The 24,089-nt window shown below is 67.7% G+C and carries 22 protein-coding genes; 12 read left to right on the top strand and 10 right to left on the bottom strand.

Going from position 1 to position 24,089, the window contains the following annotated elements; translation table 11 throughout:
• The first annotated feature begins 106 nt into the window (after window positions 1-106).
• The 8 genes from IHE46_RS03395 to lpxH all read left to right on the top strand — a co-directional run bounded on the left by IHE46_RS03395 (window position 107) and on the right by lpxH (window position 10,125).
• Window positions 107-1,720: a M48 family metalloprotease gene (locus IHE46_RS03395; protein WP_192163226.1), complete on the top strand. Its 1,614-nt coding sequence runs from the start codon at window positions 107-109 to the stop codon at window positions 1,718-1,720.
• A gap of 84 nt (window positions 1,721-1,804) precedes the next feature.
• Window positions 1,805-2,494, top strand: coding sequence for a phosphate regulon transcriptional regulator PhoB (gene phoB, locus IHE46_RS03390; protein ID WP_192163225.1), 690 nt, complete (start codon window positions 1,805-1,807; stop codon window positions 2,492-2,494).
• 433 nt (window positions 2,495-2,927) lie between these two features.
• Window positions 2,928-3,974: a phosphate regulon sensor histidine kinase PhoR gene (gene phoR, locus IHE46_RS03385; RefSeq protein ID WP_225562825.1), complete on the top strand. Its 1,047-nt coding sequence runs from the start codon at window positions 2,928-2,930 to the stop codon at window positions 3,972-3,974.
• A gap of 54 nt (window positions 3,975-4,028) precedes the next feature.
• The gene (gene ppk1 / locus IHE46_RS03380) at window positions 4,029-6,125 is read left to right on the top strand and encodes a polyphosphate kinase 1 (RefSeq protein ID WP_192163223.1); all 2,097 of its coding nucleotides are present in this window, start codon (window positions 4,029-4,031) and stop codon (window positions 6,123-6,125) included.
• Window positions 6,126-6,244: 119 nt separating this feature from the next.
• Window positions 6,245-6,991, top strand: a complete 747-nt coding sequence (locus IHE46_RS03375) for a hypothetical protein (RefSeq protein ID WP_192163222.1) — start codon at window positions 6,245-6,247, stop codon at window positions 6,989-6,991.
• 104 nt (window positions 6,992-7,095) lie between these two features.
• Window positions 7,096-8,613 carry a Ppx/GppA phosphatase family protein gene (locus IHE46_RS03370; RefSeq protein ID WP_192163221.1) on the top strand — a complete coding sequence of 506 codons (1,518 nt, stop codon included), beginning with the start codon at window positions 7,096-7,098 and terminating at the stop codon, window positions 8,611-8,613.
• 140 nt (window positions 8,614-8,753) lie between these two features.
• On the top strand, window positions 8,754-9,392 hold the full coding sequence (locus IHE46_RS03365) for a peptidylprolyl isomerase (protein WP_192163220.1): 639 nt from the start codon (window positions 8,754-8,756) through the stop codon (window positions 9,390-9,392).
• 4 nt (window positions 9,393-9,396) lie between these two features.
• Window positions 9,397-10,125 carry a UDP-2,3-diacylglucosamine diphosphatase gene (gene lpxH, locus IHE46_RS03360; protein ID WP_192163219.1) on the top strand — a complete coding sequence of 243 codons (729 nt, stop codon included), beginning with the start codon at window positions 9,397-9,399 and terminating at the stop codon, window positions 10,123-10,125.
• A gap of 111 nt (window positions 10,126-10,236) precedes the next feature.
• Here the strand turns inward: lpxH and IHE46_RS03355 are convergent, their stop codons facing one another.
• The 9 genes from IHE46_RS03355 to IHE46_RS03315 all read right to left on the bottom strand — a co-directional run bounded on the left by IHE46_RS03355 (window position 10,237) and on the right by IHE46_RS03315 (window position 18,392).
• On the bottom strand, window positions 10,237-10,860 hold the full coding sequence (locus IHE46_RS03355; RefSeq protein ID WP_192163218.1) for a sterol desaturase family protein: 624 nt from the start codon (window positions 10,858-10,860) through the stop codon (window positions 10,237-10,239).
• Window positions 10,861-10,983: 123 nt separating this feature from the next.
• A complete protein-coding gene (locus IHE46_RS03350) occupies window positions 10,984-11,895 on the bottom strand; it encodes an acyltransferase (protein ID WP_192163217.1) in 912 nt (303 codons plus the stop codon).
• Between the two features lie 10 nt (window positions 11,896-11,905).
• Window positions 11,906-13,147, bottom strand: a complete 1,242-nt coding sequence (locus tag IHE46_RS03345) for a cysteine desulfurase (protein WP_192163216.1) — start codon at window positions 13,145-13,147, stop codon at window positions 11,906-11,908.
• A gap of 68 nt (window positions 13,148-13,215) precedes the next feature.
• Window positions 13,216-14,514, bottom strand: a complete 1,299-nt coding sequence (sufD, locus tag IHE46_RS03340) for a Fe-S cluster assembly protein SufD (protein ID WP_192163215.1) — start codon at window positions 14,512-14,514, stop codon at window positions 13,216-13,218.
• Window positions 14,511-15,278 carry a Fe-S cluster assembly ATPase SufC gene (gene sufC, locus IHE46_RS03335; RefSeq protein WP_192163743.1) on the bottom strand — a complete coding sequence of 256 codons (768 nt, stop codon included), beginning with the start codon at window positions 15,276-15,278 and terminating at the stop codon, window positions 14,511-14,513. Before sufC ends, sufD begins: the two co-directional genes overlap by 4 nt.
• A 2-nt stretch (window positions 15,279-15,280) precedes the next feature.
• Window positions 15,281-15,772, bottom strand: a complete 492-nt coding sequence (locus IHE46_RS03330; protein WP_192163214.1) for a carboxypeptidase-like regulatory domain-containing protein — start codon at window positions 15,770-15,772, stop codon at window positions 15,281-15,283.
• A 51-nt stretch (window positions 15,773-15,823) separates the two neighbouring features.
• Entirely contained in the window at window positions 15,824-16,462 is a 639-nt protein-coding gene (locus IHE46_RS03325) for a class I SAM-dependent methyltransferase (protein ID WP_192163213.1), read from the bottom strand.
• Window positions 16,459-17,931, bottom strand: coding sequence for a Fe-S cluster assembly protein SufB (sufB, locus tag IHE46_RS03320; protein WP_192163212.1), 1,473 nt, complete (start codon window positions 17,929-17,931; stop codon window positions 16,459-16,461). Before sufB ends, IHE46_RS03325 begins: the two co-directional genes overlap by 4 nt.
• Entirely contained in the window at window positions 17,928-18,392 is a 465-nt protein-coding gene (locus IHE46_RS03315) for an SUF system Fe-S cluster assembly regulator (protein ID WP_192163211.1), read from the bottom strand. Before IHE46_RS03315 ends, sufB begins: the two co-directional genes overlap by 4 nt.
• Before the next feature lie 219 nt (window positions 18,393-18,611).
• On the opposite strand from IHE46_RS03315, the gene IHE46_RS03310 reads away from it, so the two are divergent.
• Both IHE46_RS03310 and IHE46_RS03305 read left to right on the top strand, forming a co-directional pair.
• The gene (locus IHE46_RS03310; RefSeq protein WP_192163210.1) at window positions 18,612-18,950 is read left to right on the top strand and encodes a P-II family nitrogen regulator; all 339 of its coding nucleotides are present in this window, start codon (window positions 18,612-18,614) and stop codon (window positions 18,948-18,950) included.
• The gene (locus IHE46_RS03305; protein WP_192163742.1) at window positions 18,940-20,307 is read left to right on the top strand and encodes an ammonium transporter; all 1,368 of its coding nucleotides are present in this window, start codon (window positions 18,940-18,942) and stop codon (window positions 20,305-20,307) included. Before IHE46_RS03310 ends, IHE46_RS03305 begins: the two co-directional genes overlap by 11 nt.
• Window positions 20,308-20,468: 161 nt before the next feature.
• Here the strand turns inward: IHE46_RS03305 and IHE46_RS03300 are convergent, their stop codons facing one another.
• Window positions 20,469-21,245 carry a SapC family protein gene (locus tag IHE46_RS03300; protein WP_192163209.1) on the bottom strand — a complete coding sequence of 259 codons (777 nt, stop codon included), beginning with the start codon at window positions 21,243-21,245 and terminating at the stop codon, window positions 20,469-20,471.
• Window positions 21,246-21,496: 251 nt separating this feature from the next.
• Here IHE46_RS03300 and IHE46_RS03295 point away from each other — a divergent pair, with 251 nt between their 5' ends.
• Window positions 21,497-22,096 carry an HNH endonuclease gene (locus IHE46_RS03295; RefSeq protein ID WP_192163208.1) on the top strand — a complete coding sequence of 200 codons (600 nt, stop codon included), beginning with the start codon at window positions 21,497-21,499 and terminating at the stop codon, window positions 22,094-22,096.
• 64 nt (window positions 22,097-22,160) lie between these two features.
• Window positions 22,161-24,053 carry a 1-deoxy-D-xylulose-5-phosphate synthase gene (dxs, locus tag IHE46_RS03290; RefSeq protein WP_192163207.1) on the top strand — a complete coding sequence of 631 codons (1,893 nt, stop codon included), beginning with the start codon at window positions 22,161-22,163 and terminating at the stop codon, window positions 24,051-24,053.
• Window positions 24,054-24,089 lie beyond the last annotated feature (36 nt).

Raw genomic sequence — 24,089 nt, 5'->3', positions numbered from 1 at the left:
CCGGCTGCTCCGGCGATCACGGAAGATCGCAAAAACATCCGGCCATGGCCGGCCGCGTTTACCTTCGCGACCACGCAAATCCATTCTACCTGCCGACTTCCCCGCCATGGCACCACGACGCCTGCTCACCGCCCTGATCCTCGCCGGCCTGGCCTTCGCCGCCGGCGCCCAGGACGACTCGCGCCTGCCCGACCTCGGCAGCTCGGCCAACGCGCTGATCTCGCCGCAGGAGGCACAGGATTACGGTGCCGCGATGCTGCGCCAGATGCGTGCGCTGGACATGGTGGTGGACGATCCGCTGCTGAACGACTACATCAACGACCTCGGCTTCCGGCTGGTCGCCGCCTGCGCCAAGCCGCGCGACCACTTCGAGTTCTTCATCGTCAAGGACAACGAGATCAACGCCTTCGCCATGCCGGGCGGCTATATCGCGGTGAACTCGGGCCTCATCGCCATCACCCGCAACGAGAGCGAGCTGGCCGGCGTGATGGCGCACGAGATCGGCCACATCACGCAGAACCACCTGCAGCGCGCGTTCGAGGATTCCAAGAAGGACGCGCCACTGATGGCCCTGGTGCTGCTGGGCGCGATCGCCGCCAGCACCGCCGGCCGCAGCGCCGGCGACGCGCCGATCGCGGTGCTGGCCGGCGGCCAGGGCCTGCTGGCGCAGAAGGAAATCAATTTCACGCGCAAGGACGAAATCGAAGCCGACCGCGCCGGCATCAAGACCCTCGCCAACGCGGGCTTCGATCCGGACGCGATGGCGGCCTTCTTCCAGCACATGGAGGACGTGATGAGCACGGGTGCGGGCGGCCAGGTGCCCTCCTTCCTGCAGGACCACCCGGTCACCAGCGACCGCATCGCCGATGCCAAGTCGCGCGCCGGCGCGCTGATCGCCGCGCAGAAACTGCGCCCCAGCGGCGACACGATGCTCAGCGGCCAGTGGGAGCAGGTCACCGCGCCGATGGCTTTCGTGCACGGACCCATACGGCTCGACGCGAATGCCGCCAACCCGGCCGGCCTCAGCACCTACGATTTGATGCGCGAACGTGCACGCGTGCTGAGCGGCAACCCGCAGCGGCTGGCCGACTATTACGCCGGCAACCTCAAGAACAAGCCCGACTTCGACACCCCGGCCAACCGCTACGGCTACGCGCTGGCGCTTACCCGCAGCGACCGCGGCGCGCAGGCCGTGGCGCAGCTCGAGCCGCTGCTGAAAACGCACGCCGGCAGCCAGATCCTCACGCTGGCGCTGGCCGACGCCCAGCTGCAGGCCGGCCAGCGCGACACCGCGCTGGCCCTGTACCAACAGCTCAACCGGCAGTCGCCGCGCAATCGCGCGGTGGCGCTGGCCTATGCCACCGCGCTCACCGAGCACGGCGACAAACCGCAGGCCGCCACCGCCGCCGACCTGCTGCGCCCCCTGCTGGAAAACAGCGACGACCCCGCGCTGTACACCGCCTATGCCCGCGCCGGCGACAAGTCCGGCGACGACGAACGGGCCGGCGAGGCGTGGGCCGACGCCAGCTACTACGCCGGCCGCCCGTTCGACGCGATGGAGCAGCTCAAGCGCCTGCTCAAGCGCGACGACCTCAGCTACTACGCCCGCGCACGCATCCAGGCGCGGATCGCCGAACTCACGCCGTTGGTGCTGGAACTGCGCAAGCGCAAGATCGGCACCCCGGACAACCCCGCCACCCCGGACGGTTCGCAACAATAGCGACATGACACGCCGGCGATGTCATCGCGGCGTAACATTCCTGCATTGCAATATCACGGTCACAGGCCAACGGATCCTGCCCGCGTGCATAAACGCATCCTGATCGTCGAAGACGAAACCTCGATCCGCGAGATGATCGCCTTCGCCCTGCGCAAGGCCGACATGGAGGCGATGCAGGCCGCCGACGCCCGCGCCGCCCAGCTCGCCATTTCCGAACAGGTGCCCGACCTGATCCTGCTGGACTGGATGCTGCCGGGCATGAGCGGACTCGAGCTGGCCCGCCGTCTGCGCAAGGAAGAGCTGAGCCGCGAGATCCCCATCATCATGCTCACCGCGCGCGGCGAAGAGATGGATCGCGTCAACGGCCTGGAAGCCGGCGTGGACGACTACGTGGTCAAGCCCTTCTCCACCCGCGAGCTCATCGCGCGGATCAAGGCGGTGCTGCGCCGTACCCACGGCGACGACGGCGACGGCGTGGTCGAACTGGGTCGGCTGCGCATCGACGGCCCTGCCCACCGCGTGTTCGCCGGCGAGGAGCCGGTGACCATCGGCCCCACCGAATACCGCCTGCTGCATTTCTTCATGACCCACGCCGAGCGCGTGTACTCGCGCGCGCAACTGCTCGACCACGTATGGGGCGGCAGCGTGTACGTGGAGGAGCGCACCGTGGACGTGCACATCCGCCGCCTGCGCAAGACGCTGGAACCGTGGAAGCTGGAAGACATGGTGCAGACCGTGCGCGGCAGCGGCTACCGCTTCTCCGCAAGCGTCTGACAAGATTGTTCCCGGCGACGTCGCTCCGCGAAACGGAGCGATACGCCAGCCGCACTGAGCGTTGACAGGCCGACTCCTTGGAGCCCGTCGGAAATCGACCTGGGCTCCGCTTCGCATGCATGGCGGCTCCGGCAGGAAGCTCGAAATTCGGGACAAGAGGCGTGGAAAAGCGGACACGCCTGTAAGCTCTACACCCAGCCTGCCAACCATCCGCCCTTCGATGTCCATCATCTTTCGCTGGAAAGCACCTGTCGCCTGTTTCGCCGGCCTGCTTGCCGGCGCACTGCTCGGCTGGCTGGCCGGCAACCACATCGCCGCGGGTGTGGCCCTTGTCGCTGTGGCGGAAATCGTCTTGCTGCTGTCGCGGGATGGTCACATGACGCGTCACATCATGTCGCCGACCACCATCACCGCGAAACACGACCGTCTCGTCATGCGCACCCAACGCCTCGCCTCCAGTCTGCGCGACCTGCGCCGCACCGCCAGCCAGCTACCCGACGCCGTGGTGCTGCTGGACCCGGACCAGCGGGTGCGCTGGTTCAACCACGCGGCCGAGAACCTGCTCGGCCTGCGCGCCCCGAACGATCGCGGCGCGCCGCTGGAAGAGCGCCTGCAGGCCTCGGAACTCGCCGACTGGCTGCGGCAGAAAGAGCACGAGCCGCTGCACGACACCGTGGCGCCGGGACGGCCCGACAGCCAGATCAGCGTCAGCCTGCTGCCGTTCGGCCGTCGCCAGCAGGTGCTGCTGGCACGCGACACCAGCCATGTCACCCGGCTTGAACAGATGCGCCGCGACTTCGTCGCCAACGTCTCGCACGAACTGCGCACGCCGCTCACCGTGATCCACGGCTACCTGGAACTGCTCGACCCCGCGGATGCTCCCGCGCTTGCGCCGGTGCTGGGCGAGATGCGCGCGCAGTCCCGCCGCATGGGCCAGATCGTGGAAGACCTGCTCACCCTGTCCCGGCTGGAAACCCAGCATCACGTGGAAGACGAGCGCGTGCCGATGGCGCCGCTGCTGGGCACGCTGCGCAAGGAAGCCGAGGCGCTCAGCCAGGGCCGCCACCACGTTTCGGTGGAGGCCGATGCCGACCTCGATCTGCTCGGCTCGCCCAAGGACCTGCACAGCGCGCTCTCCAACCTGGTCAGCAACGCGGTGCGCTACACCCCTGCCGGCGGCAGCATCACGATCCGCTGGCGGCGCAGTTCGGAAGGCGCTACCTACTCGGTCACCGACACGGGCTACGGCATTCCCGCCAGCCACCTCACCCGCCTCACCGAGCGTTTCTACCGCGTGTCCTCCAGCCGCTCGCGCGGCACGGGCGGCACCGGGCTGGGGCTGTCCATTGTCAAGCACGTGCTGAACCTGCATCAGGCACGGCTGGGCATCGAAAGCGAGCCGGGCCGCGGTTCCACCTTCTCCTGCTACTTCGCGCCCGAGCGCCTGCTCTCGGCCACGCGCAGCCGCGACGAAAGCTGAAGCGCCGCACGCCGCATCGCACATGGACCGGTGTGCATGCGCCAGAATGCACGCATGCGACGCACCGACAGCCCTACGGCCACCCCCATCATCGACCTTGCCGCGCCCGAGCTTTATCTCAGCCGCGAACTGGCCGCACTGGAATTCAACTTCCGCGTGCTCGCAATGGCGCGCGACACCACGGTGCCGCTGCTGGAACGGCTGCGCTTCCTGAGCATCGTGGCGAACAACCTCGACGAGTTCTTCGAGGTGCGCGTGGCGATGCTCAAGCACCATCACGCCTACGGCTCGGCGGCGCCGGGGCCGGACGGCCTGTCGCCGCCGGAGCTGCTGGCGCGCATCCGCAGCCGCGTACTGGAGCTGGTCGCCGAGCAATATGCGATCTGGCAGCAGGAACTGCGCCCGCAGCTGGACGCCGAGCGCATCCACATCCTCACCCGCACACAGTGGAGCGCACGCCAGAAACGCTGGCTGCAGGGCTATTTCGAGCACGAGGTGCTGCCCGTGCTGTCGCCGCTGGGGCTGGACCCGGCGCACCCCTTCCCGCGCATCCTCAACAAGACGCTGAACATCGCGGTGGTGCTGAAGGGACGCGACGCCTTCGGCCATGAGGGCCACATGGCGCTGGTGCGCGCGCCGCGTTCGCTGCCGCGCATCATCCGCGTGCCTGCCGAGGTGTGCGGCGAGGGCGACCACTTCGTGTTCCTCGCCGAGCTGCTGCATGCCTTCGTGGACCTGATGTTCCCTGGCTTCAAGGTGGTCGGCTCCTACCAGTTCCGGGTCACCCGCAACAGCGAGCTGATGGTGGAAGACGCCGAGGTCGAGAACCTCGCCCTCGCCCTCAGCGAGGAACTGGTGGGACGCGGCTACGCACGGCCGGTACGGCTGGAGATAGCCAACGACTGTCCGCAGTCCATCACCTCGATGCTCACCCACAACTTCCAGCTGGAAGAGGCCGACGTCTACCGCTGCGACGGTCCGGTCAACATCATCCGCGCCGGACTGATCTACGACTGGCTGGACCGCCCCGAGCTGAAGTACCCGCGCTTCACCCCGCAGCTGCCGCCCGGGCTGGAAGCGACCCGCGACAAGTTCGAGCAGATCGCCCAGCGCGACGTGCTGCTGCACCATCCCTACCAGAGCTTCGCCGCCGTGGTGGACCTGTTGCGCCAGGCCAGCACCGACCCCAACGTGCTGGCGATCAAACAGACCCTGTACCGCGCCGGCGAGGACACCCCGCTGGTGGATCTGCTGGTGGAGGCGGCGCGGCACGGCAAGGACGTCACCGTGGTGATCGAACTGCGCGCGCGCTTCGACGAGGAGGCCAACATCCGCCTCGCCACGCGCCTGCAGGAGGCCGGCGTGCAGGTGGTGTACGGCGTGGTGGGCTTCAAGACCCACGCCAAGATGATGCTGATCGTGCGCCGCGAAGGCGACGTGCTGCGCCGCTACGCACATCTCTCCACCGGCAATTATCACCAGATCAACAGCCGCACTTACACCGACATCGGCCTGATGACTGCCGACCCCGAGATCGGCGAAGACCTGCACAAGGTGTTCCAGCAGCTCTCCGGTCTGGGTCCGCGCATCGCGCTCACGCGCCTGCTGCATTCGCCGTTCACGCTCTACACCGGCGTGATGGAGCGCATCGAGCGCGAAACGGAATTGGCCCGCGCCGGCCGCCCCGCGCGCATCGTGGCCAAACTCAACGCGCTGAACGAGGCGCACGTGATCGAGGCGCTCTACCGCGCCTCGCAGGCCGGCGTGGAGATCGACCTGATCGTGCGCGGTGCCTGCACGCTGCGTCCCGGCCTGCCCGGCATCTCCGAGCGCATCCGCGTGCGCTCCATCGTGGGCCGCTTCCTGGAGCACAGCCGCGTGTACTGGTTCGGCAACGACGGTCAGCCCGAGCTGTACTGCGCCAGCGCCGACTGGATGGAACGCAACCTGATGCGCCGTATCGAAATCGCCTTTCCCATCCGCGATCCCGGCCTGGCCGCGCGCGTGTACGAAGAAACCCTTGCCAGCAGCCTGGCCGACAACACCCAGGCATGGCTGCTCGACGGCGACGGTCGCTATACCCGTGCCACGCCTGGCAAGAAAGCCCCGTACAGTGCCCAGCAGATGCTGTTGCAGAAGCTGTGTCCGTAAGCCGGCAGATGGACATGCATCGCCCCGTTCCTCGACTGCGCTGCTTGTCGACAGATAGACCCAACCACTCCACCAGACAGAGCCCGGACATGTACGACTCATGCAGAAAGGTGATGCGCATGCTGGCGCTTTCGGCATGCGTGGCTGGCGCTTTCGGCGCACCTTCGATGACCATGGCTGCCGACGACGCTACCGGAGCCCCCGCTGCCGCCAGCTCGGCGCCGAGCGACACCGATCTGGCAAGCGCCGCGTGCGCCATCGGCGAAGAACAGTTCCTGCCAGGGGATTACTACTACTGCCTGGCCACGCAAAGCTACGGCCTGCACCACTACGCGCAGGCGCAGAAATTCTTCACCACGGCTGCGGGCTGGGCCAGCAAGCCCGCGCAGTACGTGCTCGGCATCATGGCCCTCGACGGCGACCACCAGCCGCGGAACCGGCCGCTGGCGGCGGCATGGCTGGCGCTCGCCTCGGAACGGCCGCAATCGAACTACGCCTCCGCATCCGCCACGCTTGCTGCCTCCCTCACCTCGGCCGAACGGCAGGCAGCCGACCAGTTGCTCGCGCGCATGCGCCCCACCTACGGCGATGCCACGGCCGCGGTGCGCGCCGAGAAGCGCTACGAGCAAGGCATGGCCCGGCTGGCCAGCCTGACCGGTCCCGGCGGCCATTACTGCATGGAGGGACTCACGACGCCGGCCGACGTGAGCATGGCGAACAATCCGGAGCAATGCCCGCCGGTCCAGGTGATGACCAGGGCCATCGACCAGGCCGCCGCCAAGGTGTTCGACGGCTGGACGGGCCACGTCAACGTGGGGCCGCTGCAACCGGTGAACGCATCGCCCGCGGCGCACGGCCCGCGCTGAATCGCCGGCACTACGATCCACGACGCACACGAACGAGGAAAGCCGCGCGCGAATACGGCATGATGCATGTCGCTGCCTCATCCGCGCCGACCAGGAGCCCACGCTTGAGCCAGGCCGAACACACACCGATCCGCGATGGCGAACTGCTGGCCGCGGTGGACATGGGCTCGAACAGCTTCCATCTGATCGTGGCGCGCATGGAACACGGCGAGCCGCGGGTGATCGACCGTTTGCGCGACAGCGTGCGCATGGCCGCCGGCCTGCGCAGCGACGGCTCGCTGGACGCCGACCGCCGCGCCCGCGCGATGGATTGCCTGGCCCGTTTCGGCCAGCGCATCGCCGGCCTGCCTTCGCAGCGCGTGCGCGCGGTGGCCACCAACACGGTGCGCCGGCTGGCCGCGCCGCAGGCTTTCCTCGCCGCGGCCGAAGCCGCGCTGGGCCACCCCATCGAAGTCGTCTCCGGCCGCGAGGAAGGCCGCCTGATCTTCCTCGGCGCCGCGCACGACCTGCCCGCCTCGCGCGAACCGCGCTTGGTGATGGACGTGGGCGGCGGCAGCACCGAATTCATCATCGGCCGCGGTCTCGCGCCGCTGCACACCGAGAGCGTGCAGGCCGGCTGCATCGCCTCCACGCTGCGCTTCTTCCCCGGCGGCAAGCTCAACCGCAAGCGCTGGCAGCGCGCGCGCGGCGAGATCGGCGTGCTGCTGCAGCAGTTCGCCGAGGACTATCGCGAATCCGGCTGGCAGGAGGCGTTCGGCTCGTCCGGCAGCGCCAAGGCCATCGGCGCGGTGGTCCAGGCGATGAAACTCAGCGACGACGGCATCACGCCCGCGTCGCTGGCCGGCCTACGCGACGCCATCCTCGCCCAGGGCTCGATCGCCACGTTGAAGCTGCCCGGCCTGGCCGAGGAACGCACACCGGTGCTCGCCGGCGCGGTGGTGATCTTCGAGGCCGCGTTCGAGGCACTGGAAATCGCGCGCATGCGCGTGTGCGAAAGCTCGATGCGCGAAGGCCTGATGTGGGACCTGCTCGGCCGCGCCGTGGGCAGCGACCCGCGCACCGGCAGCATCGACGCGCTGGCCACCCGCTACGGCGTGGACCGCGCGCAGGCGCGGCGCGTGGAATCCACCGCGCTGCAGCTGTTCGATCAGGCCGCCAAGGCATGGAAGCTCGACGGCGAGGCGCGCGAATGGCTGTCGTGGGCCGCGCGCGTGCACGAAATCGGCCTCGCCATCGCGCACAGCCAGCACCATCACCACGGCGCTTACATCCTGCGCCACGCCGATCTCGCGGGCTTCTCGCGGCAGGAGCAGCAACTGCTCGCCGCCGTGGTCGAGATGCACCGGCGCAAGCCGGACAAGACGGTGCTCGCCGCGATGCCGCAGCGCTACCGCCAGCTCGCACGCTACACCACCGCCTTGCTGCGTCTCGCCGTGCTTTTCCGCCGCGGCCGCCGCGCCGAGTCGCTGCCACCGATGAAACTGGACGCGACGCGCCAGCGGTTGCGCCTCACCCTGCCCACCGCATGGCTGGAACAGCACCCGCTCAGCGAGGCTGACCTGCAGCAGGAAGTGTCGCCCATGGCCGAGCTGGGCCTGGAGCTGGAACTGTCGACGACCTGATGCCCGCAGTTTTCCGGTCACGGGCATCGAACGGGCGGCCATCCCGTGCCACGCTCTTCAATAACGTCTACTGAATTCAAAAGGCACACCCGCCGGCGTGGCCGCGTATCATGCGCGGATACTTCGAACGGCCTGCCTCGATGCCCAAGCCCAAGCTCGCCCTGCTGCTCCTGTCCGCCGCCCTGTTCGCACCTGCATCGTGGGCACAGGACTCCGCGACCGATCCCCAGGTGGTGCTGCACACTTCGCAGGGCGACATCACGCTGGAACTGTTCCCGAACAAGGCGCCCAAGAGCGTGGCGAACTTCCTGCAGTACGTGCACGACGGCTTCTATGCCGGCACGGTGTTCCACCGCGCCATCCCCGGCTACCTGGTCCAAGGTGGCCTATACACGCGCGACCTGCAGCCCAAGCGCACGCGCCCGGCCATCACCAGCGAAGCGGACAACGGTCTCTCCAACCTGCGCGGCACCGTGGCGGTGGCGCGCGGCGCCGATCCGAATTCGGGCACCTCGCAGTTCTTCATCAACCTGGTGGACGACCGCCGGCTGGATTTCGCTGGCAACCAGAGCGGCCTCACCTGGGGTTACGCGGTGTTCGGCAAGGTCGTCAAAGGCATGGACGTGGTGGACAAGATCGCCGCCACCCCCACCCACGGCATCGGCCCGTTCACGGCCGACGTGCCCAACCCGCTGGTGGTGATCGAAGGCGCGCAGGTGGTGGGCGAAGCCGCGCCCGCCGCCGCGTCCAGCACGGCCAGGCAGGCCAAGGGGCACTGACCGCATGGCCAGCCTGTTCATCGCCGACCTGCACCTGGACGACAGCCGTCCGCACATCACCGAACTGTTCGAGCGCTATCTGGCCAGCGACGAAGTGCGCCGCGCCGATGCGCTCTACATCCTCGGCGACCTGGTCGAGGCCTGGGTCGGCGACGACGACGACGCGGAGCTGCCGCAGCGCATCGCAGCCGCCACCCGTGCGGTGCGCGAAGCCGGCGTGCCGGTGTACTTCATGGTCGGCAACCGCGATTTCCTGCTGGGCGAGGATTTCGCCCGCCGCGCCGGTTTCGAGCTGCTCGAAGACGGCACCGTGCACACCTTGTACGGGCGCCCCACCCTGCTGATGCACGGCGACATCCTGTGCACCGCCGACGTGGCCTACCAGACGGTGCGCAAGCAGGTGCGCACGCCGGAGTGGAAGGCGCAGATCCTTGCCATGCCGCTGGAGGCGCGTCGCGCCTTCGCCGCCAAGTCGCGCGCGGAAAGCCGCGCACATACCGGCGCTTCGATGGAAACCATCATGGATGTCGACGCGGGTGCCGTGGCGGAAGCCATGCGCAAGGCCGGCGTGACGCGGCTGATCCACGGCCACACCCATCGTCCGGCGATCCACCGTTTCGACCTCGACGGCCGCCCCGCCGAGCGCATCGTGCTGGGCGACTGGTACGAACAGGGATCGGTGCTGCGCGTGGACGCCGACGGCACGGACCTGCGCGGCCTGCCGCTGGGTTGAGCAATCGCCTCAAGCTGCGCCTGGAAAGCGTGCTTCTCTGAAAAGCGCGGCTATGAATGGCCGTCCGTTTGACCTTCGCGATCGGAGGCGATCGCAAAGATCACCCCAAGATCACCGCACCTTGCTCTTCGACACGTACCACGTGCCCAGCAGGAAATCCCACAGTGGCGAGGTGACGCCGTAGTTCTTGTCGGAATGGAAGTGGTGCACGTGGTGCACCGCCGCCCACTTGCGTGCCAGCGGATGATTGAAGCGGCCGCGGCGGTGGATGATCATGTGGCTGAAGCCATACAGCGCATAACCCAGCGCGATCGCGCCGGTGAGCAGCAAGGCCATCGCCGTAGGCAGCACCAGCGCCAGCGCCGCTGCGAGCAGCAGCACCACGGCCGGCGGGAAGAAGAACGGCAGCGAGTCGTAGCCCAGGGGCTGCTCGTGATGGATCGTGTGTCCGTGCTCGAACAACCGCACAGGGCCGTGGAACAGCCAGCGGTGGAAAGCGTATTCGATGAAACTGAAGATGAGGAGGCCGAGCAGGAAGACCAGCACGGACACCAGAGCCGAATGGCCGTGGCCCAGCCAGTACGCCGTACCGAGCAGCACGAAGCTGACCAGGAAGTCGGCGGCATGTCCCACCCAGTAGTTCGTCCGCGTGGACGACATGCGCGCAATGGCCTGCAGCACGCCCGTACCGCGCATACCGCCCGGTCCCGTCGATGCGAGCTTCGCCTCACTCATGGTCTGCACCGCTCCAGCGTCATCCACCACCCCCATCGCCGTCTGCCTGACCGCTCCGGCTCCTAGTTTACCGCGCCACCATGCGCAGGCGGACGGCGCGGATTCTGCCATCTCATACAGTATTCAGTCATCTGCAAGCCGGAAAGGCGCTTCAAGCAGCCCTGCCATCCGCACGTCCTGTTCGCGCCAGAGCGCATTGACCCAGGCCTGGAAGCGCTGGCGGAACGCGGCGTCGCCTTCGTAATCCCCGCGCAATTCGCGGGGAATAGCCTGCTCGCGCAAGCTCACCCGCACTTCGCGCAGACGCCCGGTGACCAGGTCCATCATGCTGCACGGGCCGCCCGGGTAGGCGATGGCGACGTCCAGGATGGCGTCCAGCCCCTCGCCCATCGCATCCAGCACGAAGGCCACGCCACCCGCACGCGGCTTCAGCAGGTGGCGGTACGGCGAACCCTGCGCATCGTGCTTGGCCGGCGTGAAGCGCGTGCCTTCCACGAAGTTCATCACCGACACCGGCAACTGGCGGAACTTGGCGCAGGCCCGGCGGGTGGCCTCCATGTCGCGGCCCGCCAACTCCGGATGCCTGGCCAGCGTTTCCTTGGAGTAACGCTTCATGAACGGGAAATCCAGCGCCCACCACGCCGGTCCCATCAGCGGCACCCAGATCAGCTGGCTCTTGAGGAAGAAGCGCAGGAACGGAATGCGTCGGTTCAGCAGTTTCTGCAGCACCGGGATATCCACCCAGCTCTGGTGATTGGCCAGCACCAGGTAGTTGGCGTCGCGGCGCAGGCCTTCCAGCCCGTCCACCTGCCAGTGGATGCGCGTGAACAGCGCGAACAGCAGGTTGTTCGCGCCGATCCAGCTCTCCGCGATCGCCACCAGTAGGCGCGAGCAGAGGCGCCGCCATGCCGCCACCGGCACCACCAGCTTCAGCAGGGTGAGCGCGAACAGCGGCAGCACGTGCACCAGCACGTTGAGCGCGAGCAGCAGCAGTACCAGCGGCACGCGGATCAGGGCGGGGAGGAAGGCGAGCATCGTGACCCTTTCAGCGGAGCAACCGGCGCACCTTGAGCAAGGCCGCCACGAAGGCGTCGACTTCCTCGTGCGTGTTGTAGAACGCCAGCGAGGCGCGCAGCGTGGCCGGCACGCCGTAGAACTGCATCAGCGGATGCGCGCAATGATGGCCGGAGCGCACCGCCACGCCTTCCAGGTCCAGCAGCGTGGCGAGGTCGGTGGCCTGCGCGCCTTCGACCAGGAAGGAGATCACCGGCTCCTTGTTCGGCGCCTCGCCGACGAGGCGCAGGCCCGGGATCTCGCGCAACTGCGCGGTGGCATGCTCGAGCAAGGCGCGCTCGTGCGCGCGGATGGCGTCGAAGCCCAGCGATTCGACATAGCCGATCGCCGCGCCCACGCCGGCGAAACCGGCGATGTTCGGCGTGCCCGCCTCGAAGCGGTGCGGCGGTGCGGCGAAGGTGGTGCCGGAGAACTTCACCTCGCGGATCATCTCGCCGCCGCCGAAGAACGGCGGCATGGACTCCAGGTGCTCCTTCTTCGCCCACAGCGCGCCGGTACCGGTGGGCGCCAGCATCTTGTGGCCGGTAAGCGCGTAGAAATCGCAGCCCAGCGCCTGCACGTCCACCGGGCGGTGCGGCATCGCCTGCGAGCCGTCCACGAACAGCGGGATGCCGCGCTCGCGGCAGGCCTTCGCCAGTTCGCGTACCGGGTTCACCGTGCCCAGCACGTTGGAGACGTGGGTCACGCAGGCCAGCTTCACCTCGGGCGTGAGCAGTTCGACGAACTTCTCCACGATCAGCTCGCCGCGCTCGTCGATCGGCGCCGCCTTCACCGTGGCGCCGGCGCGCGCCGCCACGATCTGCCACGGCACGATGTTGGCGTGGTGCTCCATCGTGGTGGTGAGGATGGCATCGCCGGCCTTGAGCCTGGGCAGCACGAAGCTGTAGGCCACCAGGTTGGCCGCCTGCGTGGTGCCCGAGGTGAGCACCATCTCGTCGCGCGAAGACGCGTGGATGAAACGGGCGAGCGCGTCGCGCGCGCCCTCGTAAGCCGAAGTGGCTTCCTCACCCAACAGGTGTACGGCACGCGACACGTTGGCGTTGTGTTCGCGGTAATGGCGATCCACCGCCTCGATCACCGCCAGCGGCTTCTGGCTGGTGTTGGCATTGTCGAAATACACCAGCGGCTTGCCGTGCACCGTGCGCGCGAGCAACGGGAAATCCGCGCGGATGCGCTGGATGTCGAAAGTGGACGTGGCGGTTCGTGCGTTCATCGTCGATAGTTTCCCAAGTGACTTCATCCCCCTGCCCGCAGGAGAGAACCGGGGTGGAGTGCTGTGGGTTATGCCGGCAATTCGACCGCCAGCAATGCAGCCAGATGCTCGCGCAACGGCGCGCTCGGCAAGTCGTCCAGCACCGCGCGGCAGAACGCGGCGGTAAGCAGCGCGCGCGCTTCGGTCTGGGGAATACCGCGCGAGCGCAGGTAGAACAGCGAGCGCTCGTCGAGCTGGCCTACGGTGGCGCCATGCGCGGCCTTCACCTCGTCGGCATGGATTTCCAGCTCCGGTTTGGTGTCGATCTCGGCGTTCGGCGACAGCAGCAGGTTCTTGTTGCTGAGGCTGGCGTCGCTGCCGTCGGCGCCCGGCGCCACCAGGATCGCGCCGCGGAACACGCCGCGCGCCCGCTGGTCGGCCACGCCGCGCCAGACGGAATCCGACGTCGTGTTCAAGGCCTGGTGACGTATCGCCAGCTGCGTATCGATGTGCTGGCGGCCGCGCGGCATGAACACGCCGCGCGTGACGAAGCGTGCGCCGTCGCCCGTCAATTCGGCACGCAGGTCGTGGCGCACCAAGGCGCCGCCCAGCTCCAGCACGTGCGATGTGGCCTGCGCGCGCTGGCCCAGATGCAGCCTGCTGCGCCGGATCAGGCTGCTGCCGATGGCCGCCTGCTGCAGCGATACATGCCGCAGCACCGATCCGTCGCGCAATGCGATGTCGTTCGACAGCGTGCCCAGATGCTGCTGCTCGCCGCTGGCGACGTGGTGCTCCACCAGCGACAGCTCGGCGCCCTCGCCCAGCTCGATGATGTTGCGCAAATGCCAGGACAGATCGCCTTCGGCCGGCGCGCCTAGAAATACGAGATGGACCGGCGCGGCCGGTTTCGCGCCGGGCGCCAGTTTCAACACCACGCCATCGTCAGACAGCGCCGCGTTGAGGTGCATGAAGGCGTCGCCTTGTTCCGCCTCATTCCTGGAAAGCACGAAGCGCAACGGCTCGGCATCCTGCCGCAAAGCCTGCGATAGCGGTTGCAGCGTCAGGCCGGCAGGCAGCGCATTCAGTGCGGATAGGTCGGCGCGGAAGGCGCCGTTGACGAAGACCAGCCGCGGCCCGTCCACGCCAGGCAAGGCAAACGCAGCCGGATCGACCGCGCGAGCCGAAGCCTGCGCATCGCCAGCAGCGAAGCGGCGCTGGCCCAGCGCACGCAGCGCGGTGTACTTCCAGGCTTCCATGCGCGTGTCGGGCAAGCCGGCGGCAACGAAGGCATCGAGCTGTTCGCGGCGCGAGGCATCCAGCCACGCAATGCCGCTGGCCGGCAGCGGGGCCGCGCTCGATGCATCGACGAAGGGCGACGCCTGGCTCATGCCGACGCGCCCGCCGGTTCGCCGTGCTCGCGCACCCAGGCGTAGCCGTGTTCTTCCAGCTTCAGCGCCAGCGTCTTGTCGCCGCTTTCCACGATGCGGCCGTCGGCCAGCACGTGCACGAAGTCCGGCTCGATGTAGTCGAGCAGGCGCTGGTAATGAGTGACGACGAGGAAGGAGCGCTCGGGCGAACGCTGCGCGTTGACGCCCTGCGCCACCTGCTTCAGCGCATCGATGTCCAGGCCCGAGTCGGTCTCGTCGAGGATCGCCAGCTTCGGTTCCAGCACCGCCATCTGGAAGATCTCGTTGCGTTTCTTCTCGCCGCCGCTGAAGCCCTCGTTCACCGCGCGGTGCAGCAGCTCGTCAGAGATCTGCATCACCTTGAGTTTCTCGCGCACCAGCTTGAGGAACTGCATGGAATCGAGTTCCGGCTCGCCGCGCGCCTTGCGCTGCGCATTGAGGGCCGCGCGCAGGAAGTAGGTGTTGTTGACGCCCGGAATCTCCACCGGGTACTGGAACGCGAGGAAGACGCCGGCGGCGGCACGCTCCTCGGGCTCCAACGCCAGCAGGTCGGCGCCGTTGAACACGACCGAACCCGCGGTGACTTCGTAGCCCTCGCGGCCGGAGAGCACGTTGCCCAGCGTGGACTTGCCCGCGCCGTTCGGGCCCATGATGGCGTGCACCTCGCCGGGATTCACAGTGAGCGTGAGGCCCTTGAGGATTTCCTTGCCCTCGACGCGGGCGTGCAGGTTTTCGATGCGGAGCATGCTCATCGCTTGGTCTTCTCGATCAGTTGCAGGATGCACGGGCCCTTGCCCATGGCCTGGAGGTCGCCGGCGATCGCGCTGGTCTTGCTGTCCACCGCGAGATCGCACATGGCGGATACCGGCGCCTTCGGCACCACGCCCAGCAGGGCCGAGTCCGACAACCAGCCGGCATGCCATGTCTTGTTGTCGGCCGAGATGCGCAGGCCCCACGGCACGGTGTGCAGATCTACCCGTTTCGCCTTGCGGTAGAGCGGGCCCACGGTGAAGTGGCCTTGGGCGTCCGTCAGCGCCTCGTCCTTCTCTGCGTCGGGCAGCGGCGTGCCGGCGTCGTCGAACGCTTCGACCAGCTGCACGTGCGCGCCCGCCACCGGCACGCCGGCGCGGGTGACCGTGCCGGTGATCTGCGGCGCGACCGGGTCGGTGTGCTTGATCTGGGAGCAGCCGGCAAGCGCGGCGACCGCGGCGACCAGCAGCAGGATGGAAAAGGGTTTCATGGAGTCATTACCTCGAATCGACCGTAAATACCGGGCCTTCGCCCGACAAAGTCATGCGACCTCGCCATCGCCGCAGCGCTGCAGCACGACGTAGGTGAAAGCCTGTTCGTTGCCGGACGGCGTGCGATGCACGTCGCGGCTGTGGGAAACCCGCCGGAAGCCCGGCGCGAAAATGGCGGCCAGCGCGGACGTGTCGTAGCGCGCCACGGCAAGACCGCTGCAACGCTCCGGACCATCGGCTGCGAACGTGCCGACGATCAGGTGGCCACCCGCCTTCACCGCATGCATCGCAGCCGCGACGTAACGCGCGCGTTCGTCGGCATCGGTGAGGAAATGGAATACCGCGCGGTCGTGCCACAACGCGACATGCGCTGCAGGCAAGGCCAGGTCAAGGACATCGCCAACCAGCCAATGCACCGAATGCGCCCGCGCGCCGAGCCGCTGCTTCGATTCGGCCATGGCGACGGCCGAGATATCGAGCACGCTGATGTCCGTGTAACCGCGCGCCAGCAGATCGTCGACCAGAGTGGAACGGCCGCCGCCCACGTCCAGCACCGGCTCGTCGCGCGGCGTTTCCAGCGCATCGATCAGGCGCAGCGACTCGTCGAGATGCGGGCGGAACCAGCTGGTCTGGCCCTCCGGCTTCTCGCGGTACACCGTGTCCCAGTGCGCGCTGCGGGCGACGCTCATCCCACCGCCCCTTCCAGCGAGACTTCGAGCAGCTTCTTCGCCTCTACCGCGAATTCCATCGGCAGTTCGCGGAACACCTGCTTGCAGAAGCCGTCCACGATCAGCGACACGGCGTCTTCCTCGCCGATGCCGCGGCTGCGACAGTAGAACAGCTGGTCGTCGGAGATCTTCGAGGTGGTGGCCTCGTGCTCGACGATGGCGCTGGGGTTCTTCACTTCCATGTACGGGAAGGTATGCGCGCCGCACTGCTTGCCGATCAAGAGCGAATCGCACTGCGTGTAGTTGCGCGCACCCTCGGCGCCCTTCTCCACCTTCACCAGGCCGCGATAGCTGTTGCTGCTGCGGCCGGCGCTGATGCCCTTGGAGACGATCTTCGACTTGGTGTCGCGGCCGATGTGGATCATCTTGGTGCCGGTGTCGGCCTGCTGGCGGTGATGGGTGAGCGCCACCGAATGGAATTCGCCCACCGAGCGGTCGCCGCGCAGCACCACGCTGGGGTACTTCCAGGTGATCGCCGAACCGGTTTCCACCTGCGTCCAGCTGATCTTGGAATCCGCGCCGCGGCAGTCGCCGCGCTTGGTCACGAAGTTGTAGATGCCGCCGACGCCGTTCTCGTCGCCGGGGTACCAGTTCTGCACGGTGGAGTACTTGATCTGCGCCTTCTCCAGCGCGACCAGCTCCACCACCGCGGCATGCAGTTGGTTCTCGTCGCGCTTGGGCGCGGTGCAGCCTTCGAGGTAGGAGACATGCGAGCCTTCCTCGGCGACGATCAGCGTGCGTTCGAACTGACCGGTGTTCTGCGCGTTGATGCGGAAGTAGGTGGACAGCTCCATCGGGCAGCGCACGCCCTTGGGGATGAACACGAAGCTGCCGTCGGAGAACACCGCCGAATTCAGCGCGGCGAAGAAATTGTCGCCCGTGGGCACCACGCTGCCGAGATACTGCTGCACCAGCTCCGGGTACTCGCGTATCGCCTCGCTCATCGAGCAGAAGATCACGCCGGCCTCGGCCAGCTTCTTGCGGAAGGTGGTGCCCACCGACACGGAATCGAACACGGCGTCCACCGCCACGCCGGCCAGCGCGGCGCGCTCGTGCAGCGGCACGCCCAGCTTCTCGTAGGTTTCCAGCAGCGCGGGATCGACCTCGTCCAGCGACTTCGGCTTGGCCTTGGGCGCGGCGTAGTAGCTCAGCGCCTGGTAGTCGATCGGGTCGATCTTGAGCTTCGCCCAGTCGGGCTGCGGCATGGTCAGCCAGTGGCGGTACGCGGCGAGACGCCACTCGGTCATCCACTCCGGCTCGCGCTTGATCGCGGAAAGCTGGCGGATCGTCTCCTCGTCCAGCCCCGGCGGCAGGCCGGTCATCTCGATCTCGGTGACGAAGCCGGCGCTGTAGTTGCGGCCCAGCGCCTCGGCGACCTCGGCGTTGTCGCGCAACGCGGTGGTGGCGGTGTCGGTGGATTCGCTGCTCATGCCGTGGTCCTGCCTTTCAGGGTGCTGATGTCGACCATCACTTCGTGGCGACGCGGCGCCGGGCGCAGCATGTCGGCCAGACTCACCGCGCGCAGCGCGTTGTCGAGCACGCTGCTGATGCGCTGCCAGCTGCCACGCACGCCACACTGCGCCTCGCGCCCACAGTGGCCTTCCGCAACGACGCCGCATTCGGTCATGCCGATGGGTCCTTCCATCGCCTCGACGATCTCGGCCAGCGTGATGGCGCCGGCCGGCCGCGCCAGCCGGTAGCCGCCGTTGACGCCGCGGAAGGATTCCACCAGCCCGGCATGGCCCAGCGACTTCAGCAGCTTGCTCACCGTGGGCAGTTCCAGGTGCGTCTCGTCGGCGATCTGCGCCGTGCTCAGCACGTCGTCCGAATGCGCGGCGATGCAGGTCATCACCACTGCGGCGTAATCCGTGAGTCGGCTGACACGAAGCATGACTGGGGCGCGGGGAAGTAAAGGTCCAAATCCAGACCAAAATGGTACTGATTATGCGCGATCCGGTCAAACGCGGCCGTTGCACCAACAGCGGGCACGGGCTGCACCAGCTTCGCCTGAAAACGCGACGTTTGGCCGTCCAAATGGCCATGCGATGCGGGGCACCGCGCTGGCACGCATCCTGCTGAGCACAAGGCGGACCCGCCGCGGAGCTGCTGCATGTACTGGATCACCGCCATCATCAAGCCGTTCAAACTGGACGAAGTGCGCGAAGCGCTGGCCGAAACCGGGGTGCACGGCATGACCGTCACCGAGGTCAAGGGCTTCGGCCGCCAGCACGGCCACACCGAGCTGTATCGGGGCGCCGAATACGTGGTGGATTTCCTGCCCAAGCTCAAGATCGAGGTGGCGGTGAGCGACACGCAGCTCGACCGCGTGATCGAGGCCATCGCCGGCGCCGCGCGCACCGGCAAGGTGGGCGACGGCAAGATCTTCGTGCGCCCGCTGGAACAGGCGATCCGCATCCGCACGCAGGAGGTGGACGATGATGCGCTTTGAGAAGCAGGCGTTCGGGATTGGGGCGACGGGATCCGGAAAGCGGCAAGTTCGCCTGCTCGTCGCGCTATGTGCGGCCGGCCTGTTCGCCGCCCCCGCCTTCGCCCAGGGCGCGCCGCACGCGGACAGCGGCGACACGGCCTGGATGCTCACTGCGTCCATGCTGGTGCTGATGATGACCATACCCGGTGCCGCGCTGTTCTACGGCGGCATGGTGCGCGCCAAGAACCTGCTCTCGGTGATGATGCAGTGTCTTGCCATCACCGCTCTGGTCACTGTGCTTTGGGTGCTCTACGGCTATTCGCTGGCCTTCAGCACGACGGGTATGCAGGCCGGCGCCACGAACTGGCATTCCGTCATCGGCGGACTGGACCGCGCGATGCTGGCCGGGCTCACGCCCGACACGCGCTACCAGACCGTGCCGGAAAGCGTGTTCGTGATGTTCCAGCTCACCTTCGCCGTGATCACCCCGGTGCTCATCATCGGCGCCTTCGCCGAGCGCATGAAGTTCAGCGCCATGCTGTGGTTCAGCGCCCTGTGGCTCACCCTCGTCTATCTGCCGATGGCGCACATGGTGTGGAGCGGCCCCGGCTCGCTGCTGGGCGACATGGGCGTGCTCGATTTCGCCGGCGGCACCGTGGTGCACATCAACGCCGGCATCGCCGGCCTGGTCGCCTGCCTGGTGATCGGCAAGCGCCGCGGCTGGCCGCATACGCACATGCCGCCGCACAACCTCGGCTACACCGTGATCGGCGCCAGCCTGCTGTGGCTGGGCTGGTTCGGCTTCAACGCCGGTTCCGCCGTGGCCGCCAACGGCAGCGCCGGCATGGCGATGCTGGTGACGCAGATCGCCGCCGCCGCCGCCGCCATCGGCTGGACAGCGGTGGAATGGGCCATCCACAAGCGCGCCAGCGTGCTGGGCATCGCCTCCGGCGCGGTGGCCGGACTGGTCGCCGTGACACCTGCCGCCGGCACCTGCGGTCCGGGCGGCGCGCTGCTGATCGGCCTCGCCGCCGGCGGCATCTGCTTCTTCACCGCCACCCGGCTCAAGCACCGGCTGGGCTACGACGACACGCTGGACGTGTTCGGCGTGCATGCCATCGCCGGCATCGTCGGCGCTCTGCTCACCGGCCCGTTCGCCGCCCGCGCGCTCGGCGGCTTCGGCACCGTGACGTCGCCGCTGCTGCAGTTGTGGGTACAGGCCAAGGGCGTGGGCTTCACCATCGTGTGGAGCGCGCTGCTGAGCTTCGCGATACTGAAGCTGCTCGACCGCACGCTGGGCCTGCGCGTGGACGCGGAACAGGAGCAGATGGGTCTGGATCTCGCCGAGCACGAGGAGCGGGCGTACAACCTGAGCTGAGCCGGAGACACGGCCGGCATTTCCTCGGGACGCCTTCCGGCGCCTCACCCGCGATGGGGCCGCCGGAACTCCGGCGGCGGCAGTCAAGCCGGGAATAAAAAAGCGCCGCGACAGTCACCCGTCGCGGCGCTTTCAATCCAGGCGTAAGCGCCCGGACGACTTCAGTTGCGGACCGCGCCCGTCTCGCCTTCCTCGCGCTCGCCCAGGCGCTGGCCGAGGCGGTCGAGGTTGTTCATCGAGATCAGGTGGGCATAGATCCAGCCGGCGACGCCTTCGCGCAGGAATTCCTGCGCGGTCTTTTCGTCGAGCTGGCGCAGCTTTTCCTCGTTGACCACGTACAGGCCGTTGAGGTTGATGACGTTGCCGCCCTGGCCGTCCGGCGTGCCCTTGCGCATGCTGATGTTGCGCGGCTCCAGCAGGTCGTGCTTGCGCAGCTGGTCCATGAACCAGCGGGTACGCGCCACGTGCTGCTGGAACTCGCCGAGGAAGCCCACGGCGCGGGACAGCATTTCGGTGTCGGTACCGTCTTCGTTGAACAGGCGGTCGCCTTCGTCGGTGTTGAAGCCCTCGTAACCTTCGTCGAGGAACACGGCGAAGTCATCGCCTTCCTGGCCGACCGGCTTTTCGGCCAGCACGAACGGGTAGCGGCGCACGAAGGCCGGGACGTAGGCGTCCTCTCGCCACTGGCCGTCAACGTTCACGAACAGGTTCTCGTTCTGGCGCAGGCCCAGCAAGGCCACCGGACCGGCCGAGGCCATGTCGTTGCCGGCGAACACGATGGGCATGTCGCGCGCGGCCAGACCGAATTCCACGCCGGTGAGCGGCACGGAATGGACGTCCAGCGCGAACTTCATGTTCGGGATCGGCTTCAGGCGCAGATCCTTGTGGGCGGTACGGTTGAGCGGCACAGGGCGCTCGTAGAAAAGAACTTCAGCCACGTCTTTACCTCTGCCCCGCCGTGCCGGGGCTGCCACTAGCGGCTTCCCCTCCCAAACCCGGCGTCGGGTCTACAGATGAACGACCACTATATCAGCGCTCGGGCCTGCCCGCGAACCCCCTGGAGCCTGGGCTATCTGCTTGAGCGCAAAGCCTTTCGCATGTGTTTTGTCATGAATCTGTTCTATGCTGCGGCGCATCCGAGCACCGTTGCATGGTTGCACGCTCTTTCTCGCGAGGAAGGACGAACCGCATGCTGAGGGAAGTCGCCAACCGGGCCGACCTGAATTCGACCCGTGTGCTGTCGCTGGACGCCGCCGGTCGCATCCTTGACTGGATCAGCTGGCAGGACGCCGCGTGCCTCTACGTGCGCGACGCGGTGGCGTGGACACTGGGCGACCCCTGCCTCACCGTGCACGGCGGCCACAACCGCGCGCTGGGCGTGCAGAGCCAGCTCGACCTGCACCCCATCATCGCCAGCACCGGCCATTGCCAGGAACACGCGGTCGATCCCGCGCCGGCGCTCACCAACACCGCACTGTTCGCCCGCGACCGCCACCTGTGCCTGTACTGCGGCCAGCATTTCAGCCGCGGCGAACTGACCCGCGACCACGTGCAGCCGGTATCCAAGGGCGGCCGCGACGAATGGGAGAACGTGGTCTGCGCCTGCGTGGCCTGCAACCTCAGGAAGAGCAACCGCACCCCGCAGCAGGCCCACATGCCGCTGCTGGCCGTGCCCTACCGGCCGAGCTGGGTGGAGCACCTGATCCTCTCCAACCGCAACATCCTGAGCGACCAGATGGACTTCCTGGTCAGCCACCTGCCGCGTGATCGGCGGCGGGCGATGAGCTGAACCGCCACCTCGGGGCCAGGCCTTCGCCCTTGCCCTGCCCCGCCGTCGGGCCAACAATAGGCGGATGAAAGATCCTGCACGCTACCCCCACCTGGCGGCCATCGAGTCGCCGGCCGATCTGCGCCGCGTTCCCGACGAGGAACTGCCGGCCGTCGCCGACGAGCTGCGCCAGTACCTGATCGAGGCGGTGGCCAGCTCCGGCGGCCACTTCGGCGCGGGCCTGGGCGTGGTGGAACTGACCGTGGCGCTGCACCACGTGTTCGACACGCCCACCGACCGCCTGGTATGGGACGTGGGCCACCAGTGCTACCCGCACAAGATCCTCACCGGCCGCCGCGGCCGCATCACCACGATCAAGAAGAAGGACGGCCTCGCGCCGTTCCCGCGCCGCGAGGAAAGCGAATACGACACCTTCGGCGTAGGCCATTCGTCCACTTCGATTTCCGCCGCGCTGGGCATGGCCATCGCCGCGCAGCGCAAGGGCGATCCGCGCAAGTTCGTGGCCGTGATCGGCGACGGCGCGATGACGGCCGGCATGGCGTTCGAGGCGCTCAACCACGGCGGCGACGTGGAACCCGACATGCTGGTGGTGTTCAACGACAACGGCATGTCGATCAGCGAGAACGTGGGCGCGATGACCAAGATGATGTCGCGCGCGCTGGCCAGCCGCCGGCTCAATGCCATGCGCGAACGCGCCAAGCGCGCGATCCCCAAGCAGTCGTTCGCCGGCCGCTTCTTCAAGCGCTGGGAGGAACACGCCAAGGGCATGTTCGTGCCCTCCACGCTGTTCGAGGAACTGGGCTTCCACTACACCGGCCCGATCGACGGCCACAACATCCCGCAACTGCTGGCTGCACTGCGCACGGTGAAGAACCTGTCCGGTCCGCAGCTGCTGCACGTGGTCACCACCAAGGGCAAGGGCTACGCCCCCGCGGAACAGGCGCAGATCGAATACCACGCGGTGGGCCCGTTCGATCCGCAGGCCGGCCTGGTGAAGAAGAATGCACCGGCCAAGCCCACCTACACCGACATCTTCAGCGACTGGCTGTGCGACCAGGCCGCCGCGGACGAACGCCTGCTGGGCATCACGCCCGCGATGCGCGAAGGCTCGGGCCTGGTGCGCTTCTCGAAGGAATACCCCGAGCGCTATTTCGACGTGGCGATCGCCGAGCAGCACGCCGTGACGCTGGCCGCGGGCATGGCCTGCGAAGGCGCCAAGCCGGTGGTGGCGATCTACTCCACTTTCCTGCAGCGCGCCTACGACCAGGCCATCCACGACGTGGCGCTGCAGAACCTCGACGTCACCTTCGCCATCGACCGCGCCGGCGTGGTCGGTCCCGACGGCGCCACGCATGCGGGCAGCTTCGATCTCTCCTATCTGCGCTGCCTGCCGAACATGGTGATCATGGCGCCGGCCGACGAGAACGAATGCCGCATGATGCTGAGCACCGGCTTCCAGTACACCGGTCCTGCCGCGATCCGCTACCCGCGCGGCACCGGCCCCGGCATCGCCGTGCAGCCACAGCTCGACACCCTGCCGATCGGCAAGGCGGAACTGCGCCGCCGCGGCCACGGCCTCGCCCTGCTGAGCTTCGGCGCGATGCTCTCGCCGGCCACGGAAATTGCCGCCGAACTGGGCGCCACCCTGGTCAACATGCGCTTCGTGAAGCCGTTGGACGAAGCATTGATCCTGGAGCTCGCCAGGACCCACGACGCCTTCGTCACGCTGGAAGACAATGCCGTCGCCGGCGGCGCGGGTTCCGCCGTGGCCGAATGCCTCGCCGCGCACGGCATCGTCAAACCCATCCTCCACCTCGGCCTGCCGGACGTCTATCTGGAACACGGCAGCCGCGAGGAAGTGCTCAGCATGGCCGGTCTCGACCTGCCCAGCATCCGCCGCGCGATCCTTGCGCGGTTTCCGCAGACCGGGGAAGCAAGCGTCGCCAGCGCACGCTGAATCAATCTCGCCTTGCATCGAAAGCGCCCCGCCTTC

The organism is Rhodanobacter sp. DHG33 (assembly GCF_014843005.1).
Lineage (GTDB): Bacteria > Pseudomonadota > Gammaproteobacteria > Xanthomonadales > Rhodanobacteraceae > Rhodanobacter_A.
This window is presented reverse-complemented; position numbering and strand designations above follow the sequence as displayed.